This is a genomic window from Oceanobacillus saliphilus (genome assembly GCF_023522835.1).
GTDB classification, from domain to species: Bacteria; Bacillota; Bacilli; order Bacillales; family Amphibacillaceae; genus Oceanobacillus; species Oceanobacillus saliphilus.
Map to the genome: position 1 here is coordinate 14469 of NZ_JALCZU010000011.1, position 20616 is coordinate 35084.

A 20616-nucleotide genomic window follows, 5' to 3' on the forward strand; every position below is an offset into this window, starting at 1 on the left:
ATCGAAAGGTATAGCGGGCTTGACCCGGTCAGACGGACGTCCTCTCAGCTTTTACAGTGCCTTATTACCATAGACAGGTACCGCTGCCCACTCCGGGGTATTCTTAGCTATTTTCGCCACAAGAACGGTCATATCATCCTTTATTTCCCCTGACCTTGTACGTATCACTTCCTCAAGCAGCAGATCTGCCACTTCCTGTGGATCCTCTGTTGCCATTTCCCTTATTTTCCTCTTTAACCAAAGGTCAATATTTTCCACATGCTTGGGCCCTTCAAAAATCCCATCGCTCATCATAATGAGTAAGTCATCAGAACTCAGGCTTTCACTTACAATCTCCACATCAAACTCCTGAATAATTCCCATTGGCAAATTACTTGCTTCAATTTTCATCATTCTATTTCCCCTTTTGATGAAGCTTGGTGTGGATCCTATTTTTAAGAACTGGACAGATGCATCATGCAAATCAATTACTGCAAGATCTAGAGTCGCAAACATCTCATCGGTGGTGCGAAGGGACAATATAGAATTGATAGACTTAATAGCTACTTTCTCTGGAATTCCTGTCTGTAGTATTTGCTGTAATAAACGAAGTGTTTCTACACTCTCCTCCTTTGCTCTTTTACCATTGCCCATCCCATCACTGATTGCCATCGCAAACTTACCCGCTCCAAGTTCAATTGTCGTAAAACTATCCCCAGAAACCAAACCTCCTCCTTTTGCAGCACTCGCAGCCCCCGTTTTAATCATGAATTCTTTCGCCGAACCAAACGCTAAGTAGCTGTATCCATTTGGAAATGGTGAAATCTCCTCCTGTTTAACAATAATCATTTCATTCAAAATATCAGAAAGAACCGGAGCGATTAATTTCGCACCTTCCCCGCGGTAGTCATAAAAGGTTGCGGTCATTTCAATATCCACATTGCCTTTTTCCAGTTGATAAATATCGAGCTTTTCCAATTCGATTCCCATATGTTTTAAGGCTTCCATAATCTGACTTTCCTGTATTTCGTGATGTTGTCGTTCCTTTAGAATTTCCTTTGCAAAGTCATCCATTACTTCGGACACTCCTTGCAATTGATCCGCAACTAAACGTTTACTTTCCATTACTTGCTGTCTTAATTTGCGATTGGCTTCATAAAAGGTCATCTCCTCTTTCATCGCTTCCACAACTTTTCTTGATTTCACACAATGGTTTTCAAAGTCTTTCATCACTTTCCTGTTTGGTTCGACCCCATCCGTAATATCTTCTTTCATCTCCTCCATCAAGGCATAGGTTTGATCAAATTCCTTTTGCCAGCAACGATCCTTCATAAAACAATTTTGGCACGTCTTCTCTGTAATCTGACTCAGAAAAAAATCCGTTTCCCTCCTTGCTTCCTGTTCGTCTGTCGGTAGGGAATCAGAGACTGCAAAGCTCTTTGATAAAGCCTGAAAAACTCCCGAAAACTGTTCCACCCTTCTCGCCGTGACATTTCGGACCTTTTGAAGATACTGTTCCTGCTCATAGGTATATTCTTCCGTACCTGGTATATATCTCGATATCCTGCTGAACCAGGATGCTGGTGTTAAGAGAAATAACAAAATTGCAATGGAAGATTCAATAAGAGAAGGTACTAATGTAACGGCATTTCCATAAATTCCTATTAAAAAAGTACCTACAAGCAGTCCCACAGCTGTCCCTGGCTTCTTGCCTTCCTTCAGCAGACCTCCAAGCAAGCCGGAAAATGCAAGCAGACTCATTTGGTAAAGATTTGCGACATTCGCAAGAGATAATATCAATCCAGCAACTACCCCCACCGTAGAGCCAATGGCAGCGCCACCAATAAAAGCAAATAGCAAAACAAAATAACGTGAAAATACTTGTTCGGCTGATGCACCGTAAAATTCCCAGCCAATCATACCAGTTAATACAGAGGCAATGAGAATAATCATACAGACGATTTCCTCATTCTTTAATGCAGGTTTATATCTTTTTGGTGATAATAGAGGAATACTTTGCATAAATATTAATACTAGGACAGTCCCAAGCACCCCTTCAACAACAAGCAACAGCCATTCATAAGGGGTAATCGCATCTCGAACGGAGTATAAGAACATCCTTGGAAGTGAGGTTGCAGTAAACACAACCAGTGGCAATATAATTTGCTGATTTTTCATTTTCTTAAATAAGGCAGCAAGTAGAATAAATACTAACATCGACAAACCAATAAAAATAGAATGCGTTACAGAGTAGCTCAATGCCCCAGCCAACACAGCCAGCATTGCTTTAAAGCTTTTTCCCCTATGGACGTACCACATGGTTGCAATAAAAGCCACTGCAAACGGGGATACAGCAGATAAAATAACAGCTCGTCCGAGTAAAAATCCTGCAATATAAAAGAGCCAGCCGTTTTCCAGCAGAATTAATTTCATTTTCATATAGATCCCAGTACGTACTTTTTTCATCTTCTCCGTTTTCTTGACGCCAAACCCTCGTGACTCCACCCTTGGAATTGAACCTATCATTTTTAATCACTCCTATCTTTCAAACTAGTAAATCATATAATTCCTTCTTTTTTTGTCAAAATGACATAGCTAATACAATAATTCGTTCGACGACTTTCTATATAAGAAGCAGAATTCAACAAAGCGTATAAAAGTGGAGTGACTAATTGAAAACTATTACATTGCAAGGCAACGGAAAGCGCATGGTCTTAGCGCTTGGAACGTCCATGAGCTGCTGTATCTTCTTTATTAAAAACTTGGTTGTTATAATCTTTACCGCGACTGCTTTCGTTCTACATGTGCACATAAAAGCTTAGTTCACATCCATGTACAATTAAAAGCATGATACGAGTGCTTCATAAGTAATCCCTTGTTTCAAAGCACTTTTTGACGAATTTATCAATGTTATGCCGAAACGATTCATGAATCGAACTAATAATTGAGAATATTCTACCAATATTACACTTGCATTTCACTACCGTTTCACTTATAGTAGTTCATAGACAAATTGTTCGTGTGTGAACTTTTCTGTTTTCGAAGGAGTTGCGATATGGATAAACATGAAAAAATAACAAAAATAATTTACTCATTTCGTGAGGTTAATAATTTTTTTTACAAACAGATGTGGCATCATGCAAATGAAATGGGTGTTACAGTTGTACAACTGCAAATACTTAAACTGCTATCCCAGGAGCCTAATCTGAGTCTCCAGGAACTTACCGGGAAAATGAACATTAGCAAGAGTACCGTCAGCAGCACCGTAGATCGTTTAGTAAAGGCTTCCTATATCGAGAGGGAACAATCTTTAACAGATAGGAGATCAATTGTACTTAATCTGACGGTGCTGGGGAAAAAGAAAGAAATCGAAGGCAACCAATTATTTCAAAAGCGGTTAAAAGATCTGAATGATATAAGCGATGAAGATACAGAAAAATTGCTAGAGCTTCACCAATTGGTTAAAGAAAAGATCAATGTAAATGGAGATGAACAGAATTGAAAGATAGAACAGCTTTTGTAGATGCGTCAGAAGTTCCAAAAGGACCAATAATATTCGTTATGGTGCTGGGGGCATTTGTGGCTATTCTAAACCAGACACTATTGAACGTCGCGTTGCCAGTGATGATTGTTGACATGGAAATGTCGGCGAACGCAGCTCAATCTTTAACCACGATCTTCATGCTGGTAAACGGTATATTAATTCCGATTACCGCTTTTTTAATGGAGAGATTTTCAACTAGACATCTATTCCTTACCGCAATGTCACTCTTTGCTATAGGAACCTTAATCTGTGGAATATCTTTTTCATTTATGGCACTTCTTGCTGGAAGGGTCGTCCAGGCAGCTGGTGCGGGAATAATGATGCCCTTATTAATGAATGTCATATTAAGTCTGTTCCCTCTTAATAAGCGCGGTTCAGCGATGGGCTATATCGGACTGGCCATGATGTTCGCTCCCGCTATCGGACCTACCCTATCGGGAATTATTGTACAAAATTTTTCCTGGAGGGTTTTGTTTTTTATCGTTTTGCCCATTGTCATTATTGATATCATTCTTGCTTACTTCCTTTTAAGGAATGTAACGAGGCTGTCTAATCCAAAAGTGGATTACAAATCAATTATTCTATCAACCTTTGCATTTGGAGGATTACTTTATGGCTTCAGCAGTGCTGGCGAAAAAGGATGGAACAGTCCATTGGTTCTTATACCTCTTGTAATTGGAGCTATTGTTATGGTACTTTTTGTAACCCGACAACTGCGATTAAAAACCCCGATGCTTGAATTCAGAGTGTTTAAATATAATATGTTTTCATTAACGACGATCATTAGTGTCGTTGTGACGATGTCGATGTTCGCTGCGATGATTCTCATTCCAATCTACTTGCAGAACATCCGTGGGTTTTCACCTCTTGAGTCAGGTTTACTACTATTGCCAGGAGCTCTCATATCTGCGTTTATGTCTCCAATCACCGGTAAATTATTTGACCGAATTGGAGCACGTCCAATAGCTCTGGTTGGACTTGGCATTACTGCAGCTACAACATTGCTGTTTGCCAATCTATCCGATGAAACTGGATATTATTTTATGATGTTTGCCTATAGTATGCGAATGGTTGGTATCTCAATGATTATGATGCCTATTATGACAGCAGGGTTAAACCAGTTGCCAAGAAGATTGTATTCTCACGGGACAGCGATGGCGAATACATTGCGTCAAATGTCAGGATCCATTGGAACTGCCTTTCTCGTAACCATTATGAGTAGCCAGACAGTGAAACATATGGCTAATAATATGCCATCTGGAACAGCTACTGAACAGCAGTTAATAACCGTTGAAAATCTGGCAACGATACAAGGGATTAATGACTCCTTTTTGGTCGCAACTGCATTTGCAATTTTAGGATTTATTCTCTCTTTCTTTATTAAGCAAACCGATCCAGTTGAAGAGGATGAGGAGTATAATCAGCAGATGGCAAGTAAAGATACTGCGAATATGCGTAAGACCCGGAAAGTAAATGCCACACCTTCTAGATAGGATACCAAATGCTGCTCGTCACTAGGGCAGCAATCCATTGAAATAATTGGCTGTTTGGAATAAATTTATGGATAATCTATTGACACATTTCCAACACTAATGTATTATAAATTTTGTTGACTTATTTTGGCGGTGTAGCTCAGCTGGCGAGAGCGTACGGTTCATACCCGTGAGGTCGTGGGTTCGATCCCCTCCGCCGCTATCAAATAGAAATACCCATTTAACATTTAATGATGTTGAATGGGTATTTTTTCGTAAAAAGGCTTACTATAAACTATGATACGAAATAAGTAGCTTTGGCGACCGCTCTGGGAAATACACTGCGCTTTCCACGGGCGGCTGGTGAGCCCCTTCATGCTTACGCATTTCAGTGTCTCACCGATGCCTCTCTTCCCGTAGGAGTCTCCGTATATTTCCCAGAGCTATTTTAGGCTTACTGAAGAATTAACTGTATTCCTAATAGCGATAAAAACTCATCTCAGCTTTACAATTGCAGGAAAGCGAAGTGTATACGGTCTGCGGTTGCTCAGGAAACATTCTTCCATAACCAGCGCTATAGATCTAACATAGATAGCAGTTTTGTCCAGTATACAGGGTAAAAATAACATTTTTTTGATAGGACATGTTACTGCAGTTTCAATCTTTTAGAAAACAAAAAAGCAGTACACTTTTTCGGTCTGTGCCTGCTTTATATCATATTTTAGAGCATTGTCCATAGACAGCAACTGCTATCCTCTTCTGGCGCCCCGGCCCCCGCGTTTGGATTCCGTGTGCTTTTTCAAAGAGGCTAAACGATCCTCTGAATCTTTGAGAAAACGATTCATTTTTGATTCGAAATTCTCTGTCCGTTCCTTAGGACTCTTTTGACGGACTGGCTTATCCTTTGCTTTTTTTATGGATAAACCAATTTTACCGTCCTTTTCGACATTAATGACTTTTACCGTTACCTCGTCACCAACACTTAAGTGTTCGTTAATGTCTTTGACATAGTTATCAGCAACCTCACTAATATGGACCAGACCAGTTTTACCTGCCTCCAGCTCCACGAATGCTCCAAAATTAGTTATCCCGGTTACCTTACCTTGCAGCTTGCTGCCTACTTCGATTGACATAAAAAAATTGCTCCTCCTTAAAAGATTAAATGTAGTTCTCATATAGTATATTAATCTGATTCAAAAGTGTCAATAAGAGGGATTATCATCCGGAATCTTAAAGATCAGTTCACCTTTTTTGGAGAAGAAATAGTTGGTCCGAGCTATATCCAGCACATAATCATCATCTTTCAACAACTCAATTTCTTCTGTAAGATTCGCTTCCTCTTTTTTCAATATTCCAAGCTTTTCCTCTAACTGTTCATACTGTTCTATTTTTTCAGCTTGAAGCTCTCGTTGTTTAATATGGTATGCAGCCATGCTGCCAATAGCAAATGCTATAACAATAGAAAATAACACAAGACGACGAATTAGCCGCTGCTTTTTTCGCTTCTGTCTTTCTATGTATGCGTCATACTGCTGCATATAATTCGAGTCTAATCTTGTAATCGTTTTTTTCTTTGAAGACAAGCTACTACCTCCTCTTAAACTTTAGATACTTCACCCATTTATAACATATATTCTTTATTGTACTATAAAATCCTGCTATTTTGTGCAAAAAATTTTTAAAACTATCGGGAAGGAAGTAGTATATCCCCTTACCTATCCAACGAAAAGGTGTAAAAACCACTCTTAAAATAAAAAAGACAATGGTAACTAATAGGGTTATGATAAGTAGAATGAGGCGTACAAACAGCCTGATTATCCAGGTAATGGGTGTAATAATGACAGCGTGAATGACATTTCTGAAGAATCGATAGATAGCTGTCAAAACTTTAATGATGCCTTCCAGTATCCGTCTGTATATCGTCTTTGCAAAAACCTGATAGATTGAGAAACCGAGAAGACAGGCGAGGAAAACATAGAGCCTTATTTCCCCGGCATTAACCAGAAATAATACATAAAATATAATTGCAGTCTGTGTCAGCCAGAAGCTTATTTCAAGAAAGTAAGTTAACAATTTACTATTCTTCCAGTAGGGTGTAAAACGGCGGAAGGTTTCTTGTATTATTCCCAAATAAAAGCCACTTGAAACCATGGCAATCAAAGTTAGAAATTGGACGCTTAGTGTCATCGGAACAACTTGCTAAAGAACCCTTTAGCTTTATCCTGCTGCTGTTCGTCAACATAGGAAAGCTCGTAGATTTTTCCTTTTATTGTCACAACACCTTCCGTCACATCGAGATTCTTTAACTGCAGATTTTGACCACGAATAATCAGATATCCCATAACTGTTTCCAGCAAAAATTCCTCATTATCAAAACTGTCCACTTCTTTTACACCAGTTATCTCCAGATTTTTACGGTTATTCATTTTAACAGTGTGATCGGTTTGCGTACGGGTTATCGTTTCTTTATTCTCATAATAGTTCATAAAAAGCCCTCCTTATCATTATTAATTTATGATAGGAGGGACAAGTATAGAACTCTATTCAATCTTTTCTTCTTTGACAATGGTGTATAATGTTTCAGCTTCGTCTTTTCTTACATTTTCCCTTAAATCATTTACTTTCACTGTTACAAGTTTCTGGCCAAAACGAATGACAAGGGTATCTCCTGCAGAAAGGTTCGTCGATGCCTTTGCGGAATTTCCATTCACTGTGATTCTTCCCTGGTCAGCAACTTCCTTAGCTAAGGTTCTTCGCTTAATAATCCGTGAAATTTTTAAAAATTTATCCAGTCGCATTCCATTCACTCTCTTTCTTTTGCTTGGTCCCAGTAGGCATCCATCTCTTCAAGTGATGCCTGATGGATGTCCTGCCCCTTCTTACTAAACTGCAATTCAATATAGGTAAAACGTGAAGAAAATTTCCGGTTTGCTCTGTTCAAAGCAATTTCTGGATTAATTTTATAATACCTTGCCAGGTTTGCGAGTACAAACAGTACATCACCCAATTCATCTTCCATTTCCTCAGCGTCCTTATTCTCAATTGCTTCCCGGACCTCGCTTATTTCTTCATCAAGCTTTTTCCAGATATCAGCCACATCCTCCCAATCAAACCCTACCTTAGCAGCTTTCTTTTGAAGTTTAAATGCCTTGGCAAGTGAAGGCAGGTGGCTCGGAACACCATCAAGTACAGACTGACGCTGATGTCCCTTTTCCTCTTTTTTAAGTTCCTCCCAGTTTCTTATTACCTCATCAACTGAATTTACGTGCGTATCCGAAAAAACATGTGGATGACGGTAAATCATCTTACCTGTAATAGAACGAATGACATCATCAATGGTAAAATACCCAGCATCCTCACCAATTTGACTATGGAGCATCACATGCATGAGAATATCACCAAGCTCTTCCATGATGTTATCATCGTCTTTGGCGTCAATCGCATCAATTAATTCATATACTTCCTCAATGGTATACTCCCGTAACGATTCATGGGTTTGCTCCTGATCCCATGGGCAGCCTCCAGGTCCTCTCAAGCGTTTCATCACTTCTCTGAGACGATCAAATGTATGATTTAATAAAGTTGGTGGTGCAGGAGGTACATATACACTTGTCAGATTACTGATTTCCATGGAGTGATCGAGCTCTTCCAATGGAACTGAAATTACCTTTTCCTGACTGCTTCCGGCCGCTTCCACGATGGTTACTTTATAGTCAGGTGGAAGATCTTCCAATAATGATAGTTTCACTTCAGAAGCAATAAAGCGATCATAAACCTGGCAAAATACAATGTGATTCCGATAGTTGAGTTCACTCCTGTTGAAGGACGTGCCATCTACAAACTGAAATCCCTCAATTGGGTCTATTTTCAGGGAAGTAAATAAATCATCCAAATAGCTTTGTCCACCGGCAATCCGAACTTCGACTTCCGTTTGCTCCAATAAAAGCTGAACTGTTTTTTCAGCAAGCATTGGATGTCCTGGAACTGCGTAGATAAGTGTCTCTTCAGATCCCTGAGCAATATCAATCAAAGATTCTGTAATTCGATTATACACTGCGCCAAACTGTTCTTCCTCTTCATACATGGTATCAAAGGATTCAAAGGCTACACCTTCCGCTTTCAATGCATCAATCACCGGATGGTCAATTGTACGGGTATAGATAACCATCCTGGACTGTATCAGTTTTTTATAAATACCGAACGGCAGCTGATCGACATCCCCTGCACCAAGTCCGATAACTTCGATTTTACTCATTTATTTTCCTCCCCTTATAAATACGAATAAATAGCTGCGATTTAGGCAGCATTTCTAATTCATCTTCTGTAAAAGCGCGTCCACGGAGCAGAATAATAATAAATAGGAGTCCACCTGTAAATGCAATAAACACTACATAGAATAATAATGCCAAACGAGATGCTGTTACAAGATCATACAAAAACCAATCCATCAGCAAAATATAGGTAACCATCGTCACGCTTGATTTAATAAGGGTAAGCCAACGAATCCTGCTCAAAAAGCCAAGTCCCGGTATTTTTCTTTTCAACTCATACATTACGATGATATACAATAGAAGCAGACTCATGACCGTTGCTATTGCACTTCCCGTTATGCCCAACAAGGGAACAAGTAATTGATTTCCAGTCCATTTGACAAAAAAGGCGATTAAAACAAATCCAGCTGTTCGTTTTATATTACCCAACCCTTGTAAAATGGAAGATGCTGTAATCGCCATCGAACAGAGAAATATGGACAGTACAAGGAGTTGCAATTCCATGGTTCCTTTTTCATCTTGATATAATAAAAGGTTGGTTTCTGGAAATATAGCGATTAAACCAATGGTTGCACCTACGGCCAGATAAAAACTGAAAAGCAGTGCAGCACGGATATATTTGTAAAAAGTTGCCGGATCATGTTTCAGCTTTTCATTTGAAATGGAAGGAATCATTGCCAATGCAAAAGATGAACCAAGTACGGTTCCCAATTGTATTAACGGTTGTCCACGATCAAAAACACCTTTTGCTTCCATAGCCTCTACCTGTGATAACCCATATACCTTCAAACTTGGAATCAATGTAAATGCGTCGGCAAACTGAATGACAAGCAATAACATATGATTCAAGGCGGCAACGATACCAAGAATCAGCAATGTTTTTATATAGTACTTCCAGGGAATTTCAAAACGGTCATTGGATACAGGTCGTTTCCTAAGAAAGAAAAACCCAAGAATAAGAATTGCTGCAAACCCTCCAAAAATAGAAGCTATCGCTGCAGCCTGTCCAATTTCATATAAGTCATTATTACTATGAGCAACGTACAGTGCTGCCAAAATAATGATAACTACACGAACAAACTGCTCCCCTATTTGCGAAAAAGCTATCGGTTTCATATAATAATTGCCCTGATATACTCCTCTCAACAGAGCTGATAAAGGCACGAGCAGAAAAACAAACGCAGCAAGCCGATATGTATGTACTAAATTAGTATCTCCCACCCAGCCGGCAATAGCTTCTGCATTCATATATAGAATCAGAAAAAAAGCACCATTTATTACAGCTAGGATGAAGAATACCGGAAGATAAAAACTTCGGAATGAAAGACTTTTACCCGCAGCCTTTAACTCAACCGTCATTTTTGAAATGGCGGAAGGAAAACCATACAACGAAAGGATAAGAGCAATACCAATAAGCGGATATATCTGCTGATAAATGTAAAATCCAAGATCACCTGTCAGATTCTGCAATGGTATCCGATACCCAGCACTTAATATTTTACTGATGAGCCCTGCCAATGTAAGAAGCAAAGCACCCTTCACCAGCCTATTTGTTTCATTCCCAGTCATGATTAGCGTCCTTCATATAAATTTTATTTTAGTATAACACAGTTTTCAACATCCCTTTCGCTTGGTACATAAGCAGCATTTCCGTTTGTCTGGACAAACTGTTAGACAGTAAATAATAAGGATGACTAATCAGAATATATAAAAAACTGCCTCAAGAAGTAAACACTCCTGAGACAGACCCTATTCTTAAGTACTATTCCATCTGCTTGGCAAGAAATCCTGCAGCTGTTTCTGTAGCTTTCTGTTCCACCTTGCTCAGTTTTTCCTCTTTGGAGAATATCATGACACACCCGATTGGATCTCCATTTGCGATGATAGGACTGATGCAATACGATTGGATTTCCAGCTCATGACCCTCAATTATCTCAAGCCCTGAAGGATCCACTTCAAACACTTGTGACCTGCTTTCAATTGTTTTTGTTAATTGAGTACCAATATTTTTATTTAAAAAATCCTTTTTTGATTCTCCTGCAATAGCAATTACCTCATCCCGATCAGTGATAATCACGGGAGAATGTAGAGAGTTAAATAGTGCCTCTGCATATTCCTTTGCAAAATGGCCCAATTCATTTATTGGGGAGTATTTTTTTAGGATAATTTCCCCTTCTCTATCAACAAAGATTTCAAGTGGATCTCCTTCACGAATACGTAAAGTTCTTCTGATTTCTTTCGGGACAACTACTCTGCCTAAATCATCAATTCGACGTACGATTCCTGTTGCTTTCATCTCTAAGAAGCCTCACTTTCTAATGATGATTACTCTCGTTCCGTTTCTCAAAACACGCGTATCGGCGTGTGTAAAAATCACCAGGTGTGGTTTTAGTATAAATCATCCAGAAATAACTATACATTCCATTGATAATATTTTAATTGTCTCGATTGACATCATTCAATTTTTCGATAAATTGCTCCACTAATTCATATCTGCTATGTTCCGTTTCATTTGTCCATTTAAAGACAATCTTCAACTTTTGATTTTCCGTTCCTAGCCCGACATTGCGACCAAAGTTATTTGCAAGTTCAAATAGTTTCGAACCATCAATTTGCTTGCTACGGTCTTCTTCGATGAGTAACACGATTTTCTTGTTTCGTTCTGTAATCGATTCAACGCGCTCTTTCTTGGCATGCATTTTTAGTGAGGATACCGTAAACAAATTATCTACTTCTTTCGGATATTCGCCAAATCGGTCGATTAATTCATCCTTCAGTTCTTCGATATCTTCTTTAAGAGTCATTCCTTGAAATTGCTTATAGATATCAATTTTCTGCTTTTCATCTTTAATATATTCATCTGGTATATAGGCATCCAAATTCAGTGCAAGTTCCGGCTCAAATGGTGTAATTTCCTCCAGATCCTTGCCGGCTCTTCGGGCATCGATGGCATCCTTAAGCATTTGTGAATACATATCAAATCCCACAGAATCGATAAAACCATGCTGCTGGGATCCGAGCAGGTTACCTGCACCCCTTATGGAAAGGTCACGCATCGCAATCTTAAATCCGGAACCAAGTTCTGTAAACTCTTTAATAGCCTGCAGACGCTTTTCGGCAACTTCTGTAAGTACTTTATCCTTTTGATAAGTAAAGTAAGCATAGGCGACACGATTGGAACGACCAACACGACCTCTTAACTGGTATAACTGACTTAATCCCATGCGGTCTGCATTGTTTACAATCAATGTATTCACATTGGGGATATCGACACCTGTCTCAATAATCGTTGTGCTGACCAAAACATCGAACTCGCCTTCCAAAAAGCCAAAAATGACATTTTCAAGTTCTGTTTCATTCATTTGACCATGGGCAACCGCAATTCTTGCATTATCTACGAGCATTCCGAGATCACGGGCGACTTTGTCAATATTTTCCACGCGGTTGTAAAGGAAAAATACCTGTCCACCCCTTGCCATCTCTCTCTCAATTGCCTCACGTATGAATATTGGATTGTATTCCATGACATACGTCTGAATCGGGAATCGATTCTCCGGTGGTGTCTCAATAACAGACAAATCACGGACACCAAGCATAGACATATGGAGTGTTCTTGGAATCGGTGTTGCTGTCAGTGTCAATACATCCACGTTTGTTTTCAACTGTTTAATTTTTTCCTTATGTTTTACTCCAAACCGCTGTTCTTCATCAACAATAAGAAGTCCAAGGTCACGATATTCAACATCCTTGGATAAAAGTCTATGTGTACCTATAACAATATCTACCGTTCCCTTTCTAAGCCCATTGAGCGTATCGGTCTGCTGCTTCCTCGTACGGAACCGGCTAAGAAGACCAATATTGATTGCATGGTCCTGGAAACGTTCCCTTATTGTTTCAAAGTGCTGTTGAGCCAGGATAGTGGTCGGAACCAATAAGGCGACCTGCTTCCCATCTGCCACAGCTTTAAATGCCGCACGGATGGCAACCTCGGTTTTCCCATAGCCTACGTCCCCGCAAAGCAGTCGGTCCATCGGCCGTTCTCTTTCCATATCCTGCTTGATTTCTTCTATACAACGGAGCTGATCCTCTGTTTCCTGGTAATGGAAAGATGCTTCAAATTCACGCTGCATCTCTGTATCCTCTGAAAAAGCAAATCCTTTCCTTGCTTCCCGTTCCGCATATAGCTTGATTAAATCATCAGCAATATCTTCAACAGAAGACTGAACCTTCCGTTTTACTTTTGTCCATTCCGATCCACCAAGTTTATATAACTTCGGTTCTTTCCCTTCAGCACCGACAAACTTTTGCACAAGGTCGATTTGGTCGATTGGAACAAATAATTTATCGTCTCCTGAATATTTAATCAGCATATAGTCCTTATGCAAATCATTTACTTCAAGAGTCTCAATACCGACGTACTTACCCACCCCGTGATTGGCATGGACGACATAATCGCCGATTTTTAGTTCCTGGTAACTTTTAATTCGTTCTGCATTTGAAATTTTCTGTTGCTTTCTCTTCCGTTTGGAACGTTTTTTAAATAGTTCATTCTCTGTGATGACAGCAAGCTTATGCATCGGAAACTCAATACCATTCGTACTATTACCGATAGCTATGGTAGGCGTTTCCACCGGCAGTGTCAGCGTCTTCGCAATCGTTGCATCAATATCATAATCAGCTAAAATCGAATGGATTTTCTCAGCCCGGTTTTCGTTGGGAGCAAGAATCACTACAGAGAAATCTCCTTTTTCCCATCGCTTTAACTCATTTTTAAATAAGTGCATTTGTCCGTGGAATTCCTGCATTACCCTTGTAGATAGATTAATAATATTTTGTGGTTGGGTATTGGGAATATGCCTGAGAAAAACAGACATATATATCCGCTGCTGTCGCATTGTTTGCAAAACCGTATTCCAATCAAGTGAAAATCTGCTGTTTCTCACCATCTGGCCGGATTCGAGCAGACTGCTGTACCATTCAGCTTCTTCTGTATCAAGGTTTGTTGCTGTTTCCTGAATTCTTCCCATTTCATCGAGAATAATAAGTCCATCTGTAGCTAGGTAATCTAATAAACTAGCAGGTTTTGAGTATAGAAAGCCGATATATTTGTACATTTCCTGAAAGCGCTCCAAGTTTTTAAAGCGACTAATATCGCGCTCCATCACTTCCATCAATTTCTCTTTTGCATCGGAAGCCTTCATCTTTTTAAGGGTTATCGACAGAGCCTCTTCCAATTTCTCAGAAGCTGTTATAATGTCTTCATTCGTTAGCAGCAGCTCCGTTGCAGGTCCAATGATTACCTCATTCACTTTATCCAAAGAGCGCTGTGTCTCTGCATCGAAATAACGGATCGAATCAATTTCTTCGTCAAATAACTCAATACGGATTGGATGTTCTTCCGTAATTGGATATATGTCGATAATCCCCCCGCGCTGACTGAACTCGCCGGGAGTTGTAACCATTGAGGCACGTTCGTATCCCATATCTATAAGGGAAGATAGGTAGGAGTCAATGGCTATTTCTTCTCCATTAGTAAAGCGCAGCTGATAGTTACTCCAATAATTCTGAGGAGGCAAGATTCTTTTTAATGCCGCTACAGGGGCAATTAAAATTCCTGATTTTTTTTGGGACCATTCTGTCAGTGCCTCAATTCGCTGTGCCCTCAATTCAGGACTTGAGATGGATATTTCCGAAGCTATCAATTCATTGACCGGATATAGATAAACATGATTATCACCCATGAATTCCGATAAGTCATCATAGAGTTGCTGTGCCTGTACAAGCTGATGCGTTACTAGAAGAACAGGCCTTTTTATAGATTGGTTTATTACCGAAACAAGCATACTTCTCGCAGAACCTGAAATTCCTGCTATCAGCTGTTCCTGCATCCCACCGGAAATACCACTGATAATTGATTGGATATCTTCTTTTGTTTGTAAATAGTAGTTAATGCCCTTCATCGTTTTACCCCTCTTAAAATGCGTATATAAGCGCAAAAACGCCTTGGTTTACGGAACCAAAGCTTTTGCTGCATATGTTATTGTATAAAAAAATCTAATTCATGATAATTCGGATGCTGACCTAAGGCTTGTTCGCAATTCTCACAAATTGTGTTTATTTGAATGTCACCATTACTAGCATATTGTATCATTTCTTGCTTTTCCTTTTTACTTAACTGATCGAAACCTAGCATTGATGCATCAATCACCTTTTGCTCCAGTTTTCCGATCGTATGTCCGCAATGTCTACAGTTATAAATAATTGACATAGTCACCCACCTCGAATAAGCTTTCTACTAAAAGTTTATCCTTTTGATGGTATATTATACATCAAGTACGAACATATATAAGCCTATGTATCAATTGTTATATTCATTCATCACTTCTATAAATGATGTTCCCTTAAGCCAATCCTCACAAGCATCTGCGGCGTTTTTAATACCGGTTACAACATCAACATGTTCTTCTTTCGGGAAAGAACCCAGCACATAATCTGCTACTGGAATAGATGATGTGGGTCTCCCAACACCGATACGGACACGTTTAAATTCCTTCGTACCCAGGTGGTCAATTGTTGATCTTACTCCATTATGGCCTCCATGACCGCCCTTTTGGCGAAGACGTATTTTACCTGTCGGCAGATCAAGATCGTCATAGATAACAAGCACATCTTCCAATTTCATATCATAGTATTCCATTAATGGCCGAATTGATTGACCAGACAGGTTCATATAGGTTTGCGGTTTTAAAAGAACTACCTTTTCGCCATCAAAAAGCTCGATAGAATAATCACCATTGAACTTTGATTTGTTCAAGCTCCATTGATTACGTTCCAAAAGCTCATCGATAACCATAAAACCAATATTATGCCGTGTCTGGCTATATTTTTTTCCTGGATTGCCCAGGCCTACAATACATTTCATTTTGCTACTTCCTTTTGAGTTTGTGAGTGAACCAAAAACAAACAACAACAATCCCTCCTACTAAGAATTCGATATTCTCGAATGCTTCTTAAAGGAGGGTCAATCGTTGTAATACTATATAAGCTAATTAGTTATTTTTCTTCCGTTCCATTTTTATCTTCTTTTTTAGCACCAACCAGCTCTGGTTCTGCATTTTCATCTGCCTCTGAAACCTCTTCTTTAGTTGGCGGTAATACAGTAACAACGGTTGCTTCCGGATCATCTAGAAGTTCATACTTTGCTCCTGATGCTATGTCGGAAACAGTGATACTATCCCCTACATCCAATGCAGATACATCTACTGTAATTTCTTCAGGGAAATTACCAGGTTTTGCTCTCACCTGCAGTTCAAAGAATGGTTGTTGCAGGACACCGCCTGATTTTGCCCCTTGAGCCTCTCCTTCCAATCGAAGCGGAACAGCGACATCCATTTCTTCAGACATATTGACGATGTAAAAGTCAGCGTGCAGTAATTGGTCCTTAATCGGATCAATTTGATAGTCATGAAGCATTACATTTACCAAATTATCATTTTCAACATCCAATGAGATGATTGCATTTCGTCCTTCATCACGAACCGTTTTTAATAAATCAATGCTGTCTACTGTAACATTTTTTGATTCCTTTTCTTTCCCGTAGACAACCGCAGGCACCTGACCATTTAGCCTAATTTGTTTTGTTGCGGACTTCGTAAGATTTTCCCGTTTCGTTGCTTTTAATTTTACTGCCATATTAATCAACCTCCAAATTTTTTAGAACATCATTTCAAATAGTTATGAAGTATTTCTCTTTCTATTTTTACAAATGTCTATCTATTATCGCGGAGTTAAAAATGCGTCAATATAATTAATACCCGAAATTCAGTTTATCTAAACCACATTAATCAAATAAGATACTTACAGATTGCATTTCATGGACACGTACAATCGCTTCCCCAATTAACGGCGCTACTGATAAAGCAGTTATTTTACTACTGTATTTTTCTTCAGGAAGCCGAATACTGTTTGTAATAACAAGTTCTTTTATTTGAGAATTATCAATTCGCTCAATTGCCGGACCTGATAAGACAGGATGTGTACAGCATGCATATACCTCTTTTGCACCATTTTCAATTAATGCGCTCGCAGCAAGTGTAATCGTTCCCGCTGTATCAATAATATCATCAATAAGGATCGCTGTCTTCCCTTCAATATTACCAATAATATTCATAATCTCCGCCACATTGGGACGTGGTCGGCGTTTATCGATGATACCAATCGGAGCTTTCAGACGATCTGCCATTTTACGTGCTCGTGTCACACCACCATGGTCTGGTGAAACGACAATGATGTCTTCCAGGTTTTTAGCTTCAAAATAAGTGGATAAAATGGGAACACCTTGCAAATGATCAATTGGAATATTGAAGAACCCTTGAATTTGGGGTGCATGCAAGTCAAGTGTAATCACACGGTTTGCCCCTGCAGTTTCTATTAAATCTGCTACCAATTTAGCAGCAATCGGCTCACGTGACCTTGCTTTGCGATCCTGTCTTGCATAGCCATAATAAGGCATAACAATATTAATCGATTTCGCTGAAGCACGTTTAAGTGCATCAATCATGATCAATAATTCCATTATATGCTGATTAACAGGAGCACTTGTTGATTGAACAACATAAACGTCACAGCCGCGGATACTTTCTTCGATATTAATCTGAATTTCTCCATCGCTGAATTGAGATACCGTACATTTTCCGAGGGTAGTCCCAATGTGGGCAGCGATATCCTCCGCCAACATGGGATTGGAATTCAATGAGAATACCTTCAACGATGAATCCTTATAGCTAGATGCCATGAAATATAACCTCCGTTAATCTTTTTTTCGGTTTTTCAATTTTGAAACATAGCCTTCTTTATTTGTTTGTCTCGCTCTGGCGACTGACAAAGCATCTTCCGGCACGTCTTCGGTAATGGTCGACCCTGCGGCAACATAGGAACCTCTTCCGATTTTCACAGGAGCAATCAGGTTCGAGTTACAGCCAATGAATGCATCATCCTCAATGGTAGTCAAGAATTTATTCGTTCCATCGTAGTTTACTGTTATTGTACCACAACCAATGTTTACATTGCTTCCAACCTCAGCATCTCCAATGTAACTGAGATGGGAAACTTTGCTGTTGTCCCCAAGTGCAGTCTTCTTGATTTCTACGAAGTTCCCTAATTTAGCATCATTACCAACGATAGAATCGGGTCTAATATGTGCAAATGGCCCAATCGTTACACGGTCACCAATTTTACTGTCTTTAGCAACACTTTGTTTAACAACCGTTCCTTCCCCAATATAACAGTTGGAAATTTCACTGTTTGGACCAATTTCGGCATCTGATTTAATAACGGTATCCCCTTTTAAAATGGATCCAGGGTATATAATGACATCTGATTCAATAACAACATCTGGTTCGATATATGTATGGTCAGGGTCTATAATGGCTACACCATTTCGCATATGTTTTTCATTTATGCGCTTTTTCATTGTTTTTTCGGCTTCAGCCAATGCTACACGATCGTTAATTCCCAGCGTTTCTTCAAAGTTAGGAGTTAAAAATGCACTGACTTTTTTACCTTTATCTTTCATAATTTCGATAACATCCGGTAGATAGTATTCTCCTTGTGCATTATCATTCGAAACTTCCTGTAACGCAGCAAAGAGTGCCTGATTATCGAAGCAGTACGTTCCAGTATTAATTTCATTAACCAGTAGTTCACTTTCGCTTGCATCCTTATGTTCGACTATCCGTTCGACTTCACTTGCTTCATTTCGTATGACTCTGCCATACCCTGCTGACTTGTCCGTTTTCGCAGTCAAAATGGTTGCACTTGCGCCTTTTTGTTCATGATGCGTGAACAGTTCCTGATACGTCATTCCTGTAATTAATGGGGTGTCTCCACAAACAACAATTGTAGTACCATCTTTATCTTTCAATAAATCCTCTGCTTGCTGAACGGCATGTGCTGTTCCCAATTGTTTTTCTTGAATTACAAATTCACTTACTTGGCCAATCTGCTCTTTTACTTTTTCCGATCCGAAACCAACAATAGTAACCAATTTATCTAATTTAACTGTATTTAATTGATCGATAACATGCTGTACCATTGCACGACCTGCAACCGGATGTAAAACTTTATATAGTTTTGACTTCATTCTAGTTCCTTGCCCCGCAGCAAGAATGACGGCATAACGATTAGTCATAAGGAAACCTCCATAATTTCTAAATATCCACTTTAAAATATATCGTAAAAAACATTTGATTTCAACATAAGACAGACATGGGAGCCATTTTTTGGCGAAAAAGTGAAGAAGCTGTGAAGAGATTATTATACAGTATAGGAGCAGTTTTATTAGGATCACAACTTTCGCACCAATAAAACTTATTTAAACTTAGAAGTCCACCACAATAAAATAAACGAAAGAGCCTTGTATTATATATGTTTTCAGACTCCTTAAGTATAGCAGTTTATATCCAATCATTCTATTTCTACCAAGGTATATTTGTAAAAGTCACGACGAAGGTTGAGTTAATATCAAGTTAGAAACAAAAAAAGAAGGTCAACCTATAACAGATTTGACCCCTCTTTGTAATCATGACTATTTTATAGCTTTTTTAAGAAGCTCCTGCTTCTTCATATTTTACTTCACTCTCACCAGCACGACGGTATTCTTCTAAAACTGCATCTTGAATTTTTGAACGTGTCCCTGAATTTATCGGATGTGCTATGTCTCGAAATTCCCCATCAGGAGTTCTTTTTGACGGCATTGCCACAAATAGTCCATTATTTCCGTCAATTACGCGTATATCATGGACCACAAACTCCTGATCTAACGTAATAGATGCAATAGCGCGCATTCTGCCCTCTGTATTAACGCGGCGTAATCTAACGTCAGTTACTTCCATGATGTCTCACCACCTTTTCCCTTTTGAACTTACTTTAACTATTTCAACAAAACAATTGAAATTCCTGCTTAAAATACAAAAAAAAATAATATTTTAAATAAATCAACTTTTGCATGGTGAAATTAACAAATAAGCCTCGGATAGATTTAGATAGGGGGAGATAGAGATACACGCTTAAATGACTTAGGAATAACTGTTAGACTCTCATTGCATTTGATATAAAATGCGACGTAACTGCTCTGGGGAATACACGGAGACTTCTGCGGGAAGAGAGGCATCGGTGAGACAGCGCAGTGCTTTAGCGCAAGTTGGCTCACCAGCCGCCCATGAACCATAAGTGTATTCCCCAGAGCGATAGCCGAAGCTACTAATCCCGCGTTACAGCATATATCGAATCTAATTGTAATTAAGTTACTTCGTAGTTCACATAAACTTAGAGATTATTTTAAGGAAAACAT

At 39.2% G+C, this 20616-nt stretch carries 18 protein-coding genes and 1 tRNA gene; 3 read left to right on the top strand and 16 right to left on the bottom strand.

The window, feature by feature from the left end; all coding sequences use genetic code 11:
- Nucleotides 1-51 precede the first annotated feature (51 nt).
- Nucleotides 52-2505 carry a stage II sporulation protein E gene (spoIIE, locus tag MN204_RS16540; protein ID WP_249872201.1) on the bottom strand — a complete coding sequence of 818 codons (2454 nt, stop codon included), beginning with the start codon at nt 2503-2505 and terminating at the stop codon, nt 52-54.
- A 529-nt stretch (nt 2506-3034) separates the two neighbouring features.
- Between spoIIE and MN204_RS16545 the strand changes: the two genes are divergently transcribed.
- The 3 genes from MN204_RS16545 (at nt 3035) to MN204_RS16555 (ending at nt 5218) form a co-directional block, all read left to right on the top strand.
- The gene (locus tag MN204_RS16545; RefSeq protein ID WP_249872202.1) at nt 3035-3481 is read left to right on the top strand and encodes a MarR family winged helix-turn-helix transcriptional regulator; all 447 of its coding nucleotides are present in this window, start codon (nt 3035-3037) and stop codon (nt 3479-3481) included.
- Nucleotides 3478-5016 (top strand): DHA2 family efflux MFS transporter permease subunit, encoded by a 1539-nt coding sequence (locus tag MN204_RS16550; RefSeq protein ID WP_306798747.1) that lies wholly within the window; start codon nt 3478-3480, stop codon nt 5014-5016. The genes MN204_RS16545 and MN204_RS16550 overlap by 4 nt, the downstream gene beginning before the upstream one ends.
- Nucleotides 5017-5144: 128 nt before the next feature.
- Nucleotides 5145-5218 (top strand) — tRNA-Met (locus tag MN204_RS16555).
- A gap of 526 nt (nt 5219-5744) precedes the next feature.
- Here MN204_RS16555 and MN204_RS16560 read toward each other — a convergent pair.
- From MN204_RS16560 to spoVG, 15 genes are all read right to left on the bottom strand, one after another.
- Nucleotides 5745-6128 carry a S1 domain-containing RNA-binding protein gene (locus MN204_RS16560; protein ID WP_249872203.1) on the bottom strand — a complete coding sequence of 128 codons (384 nt, stop codon included), beginning with the start codon at nt 6126-6128 and terminating at the stop codon, nt 5745-5747.
- Between the two features lie 69 nt (nt 6129-6197).
- Nucleotides 6198-6578 (bottom strand): FtsB family cell division protein, encoded by a 381-nt coding sequence (locus MN204_RS16565; RefSeq protein WP_249872204.1) that lies wholly within the window; start codon nt 6576-6578, stop codon nt 6198-6200.
- A 4-nt stretch (nt 6579-6582) separates the two neighbouring features.
- Nucleotides 6583-7182 carry a spore cortex biosynthesis protein YabQ gene (gene yabQ / locus MN204_RS16570; RefSeq protein ID WP_306798748.1) on the bottom strand — a complete coding sequence of 200 codons (600 nt, stop codon included), beginning with the start codon at nt 7180-7182 and terminating at the stop codon, nt 6583-6585.
- Entirely contained in the window at nt 7179-7481 is a 303-nt protein-coding gene (gene yabP, locus MN204_RS16575; protein WP_249872205.1) for a sporulation protein YabP, read from the bottom strand. Before yabP ends, yabQ begins: the two co-directional genes overlap by 4 nt.
- A gap of 54 nt (nt 7482-7535) precedes the next feature.
- Nucleotides 7536-7793, bottom strand: a complete 258-nt coding sequence (locus tag MN204_RS16580; RefSeq protein WP_249872206.1) for an RNA-binding S4 domain-containing protein — start codon at nt 7791-7793, stop codon at nt 7536-7538.
- Between the two features lie 5 nt (nt 7794-7798).
- The gene (yabN, locus tag MN204_RS16585) at nt 7799-9250 is read right to left on the bottom strand and encodes a bifunctional methyltransferase/pyrophosphohydrolase YabN (protein ID WP_249872207.1); all 1452 of its coding nucleotides are present in this window, start codon (nt 9248-9250) and stop codon (nt 7799-7801) included.
- On the bottom strand, nt 9243-10835 hold the full coding sequence (locus MN204_RS16590; RefSeq protein WP_249872208.1) for a putative polysaccharide biosynthesis protein: 1593 nt from the start codon (nt 10833-10835) through the stop codon (nt 9243-9245). Before MN204_RS16590 ends, yabN begins: the two co-directional genes overlap by 8 nt.
- 193 nt (nt 10836-11028) lie before the next feature.
- Nucleotides 11029-11562, bottom strand: a complete 534-nt coding sequence (gene spoVT / locus MN204_RS16595; RefSeq protein ID WP_249872209.1) for a stage V sporulation protein T — start codon at nt 11560-11562, stop codon at nt 11029-11031.
- 139 nt (nt 11563-11701) lie between these two features.
- On the bottom strand, nt 11702-15226 hold the full coding sequence (gene mfd, locus MN204_RS16600) for a transcription-repair coupling factor (RefSeq protein ID WP_249872210.1): 3525 nt from the start codon (nt 15224-15226) through the stop codon (nt 11702-11704).
- A 77-nt stretch (nt 15227-15303) separates the two neighbouring features.
- A complete protein-coding gene (gene fin, locus MN204_RS16605) occupies nt 15304-15534 on the bottom strand; it encodes an anti-sigma-F factor Fin (protein ID WP_249872211.1) in 231 nt (76 codons plus the stop codon).
- A 90-nt stretch (nt 15535-15624) separates the two neighbouring features.
- Complete coding sequence (pth, locus tag MN204_RS16610; protein ID WP_249872212.1) at nt 15625-16188, bottom strand: aminoacyl-tRNA hydrolase; 564 nt, start codon at nt 16186-16188, stop codon at nt 15625-15627.
- A 131-nt stretch (nt 16189-16319) separates the two neighbouring features.
- The gene (locus MN204_RS16615; RefSeq protein WP_249872213.1) at nt 16320-16958 is read right to left on the bottom strand and encodes a 50S ribosomal protein L25/general stress protein Ctc; all 639 of its coding nucleotides are present in this window, start codon (nt 16956-16958) and stop codon (nt 16320-16322) included.
- 148 nt (nt 16959-17106) lie between these two features.
- Nucleotides 17107-18060 carry a ribose-phosphate diphosphokinase gene (locus tag MN204_RS16620; protein WP_249872214.1) on the bottom strand — a complete coding sequence of 318 codons (954 nt, stop codon included), beginning with the start codon at nt 18058-18060 and terminating at the stop codon, nt 17107-17109.
- A 15-nt stretch (nt 18061-18075) separates the two neighbouring features.
- Nucleotides 18076-19455, bottom strand: a complete 1380-nt coding sequence (glmU, locus tag MN204_RS16625) for a bifunctional UDP-N-acetylglucosamine diphosphorylase/glucosamine-1-phosphate N-acetyltransferase GlmU (protein WP_249872215.1) — start codon at nt 19453-19455, stop codon at nt 18076-18078.
- A gap of 412 nt (nt 19456-19867) precedes the next feature.
- Nucleotides 19868-20158, bottom strand: a complete 291-nt coding sequence (spoVG, locus tag MN204_RS16630; protein ID WP_010648994.1) for a septation regulator SpoVG — start codon at nt 20156-20158, stop codon at nt 19868-19870.
- Between the last annotated feature and the right edge of the window lie 458 nt (nt 20159-20616).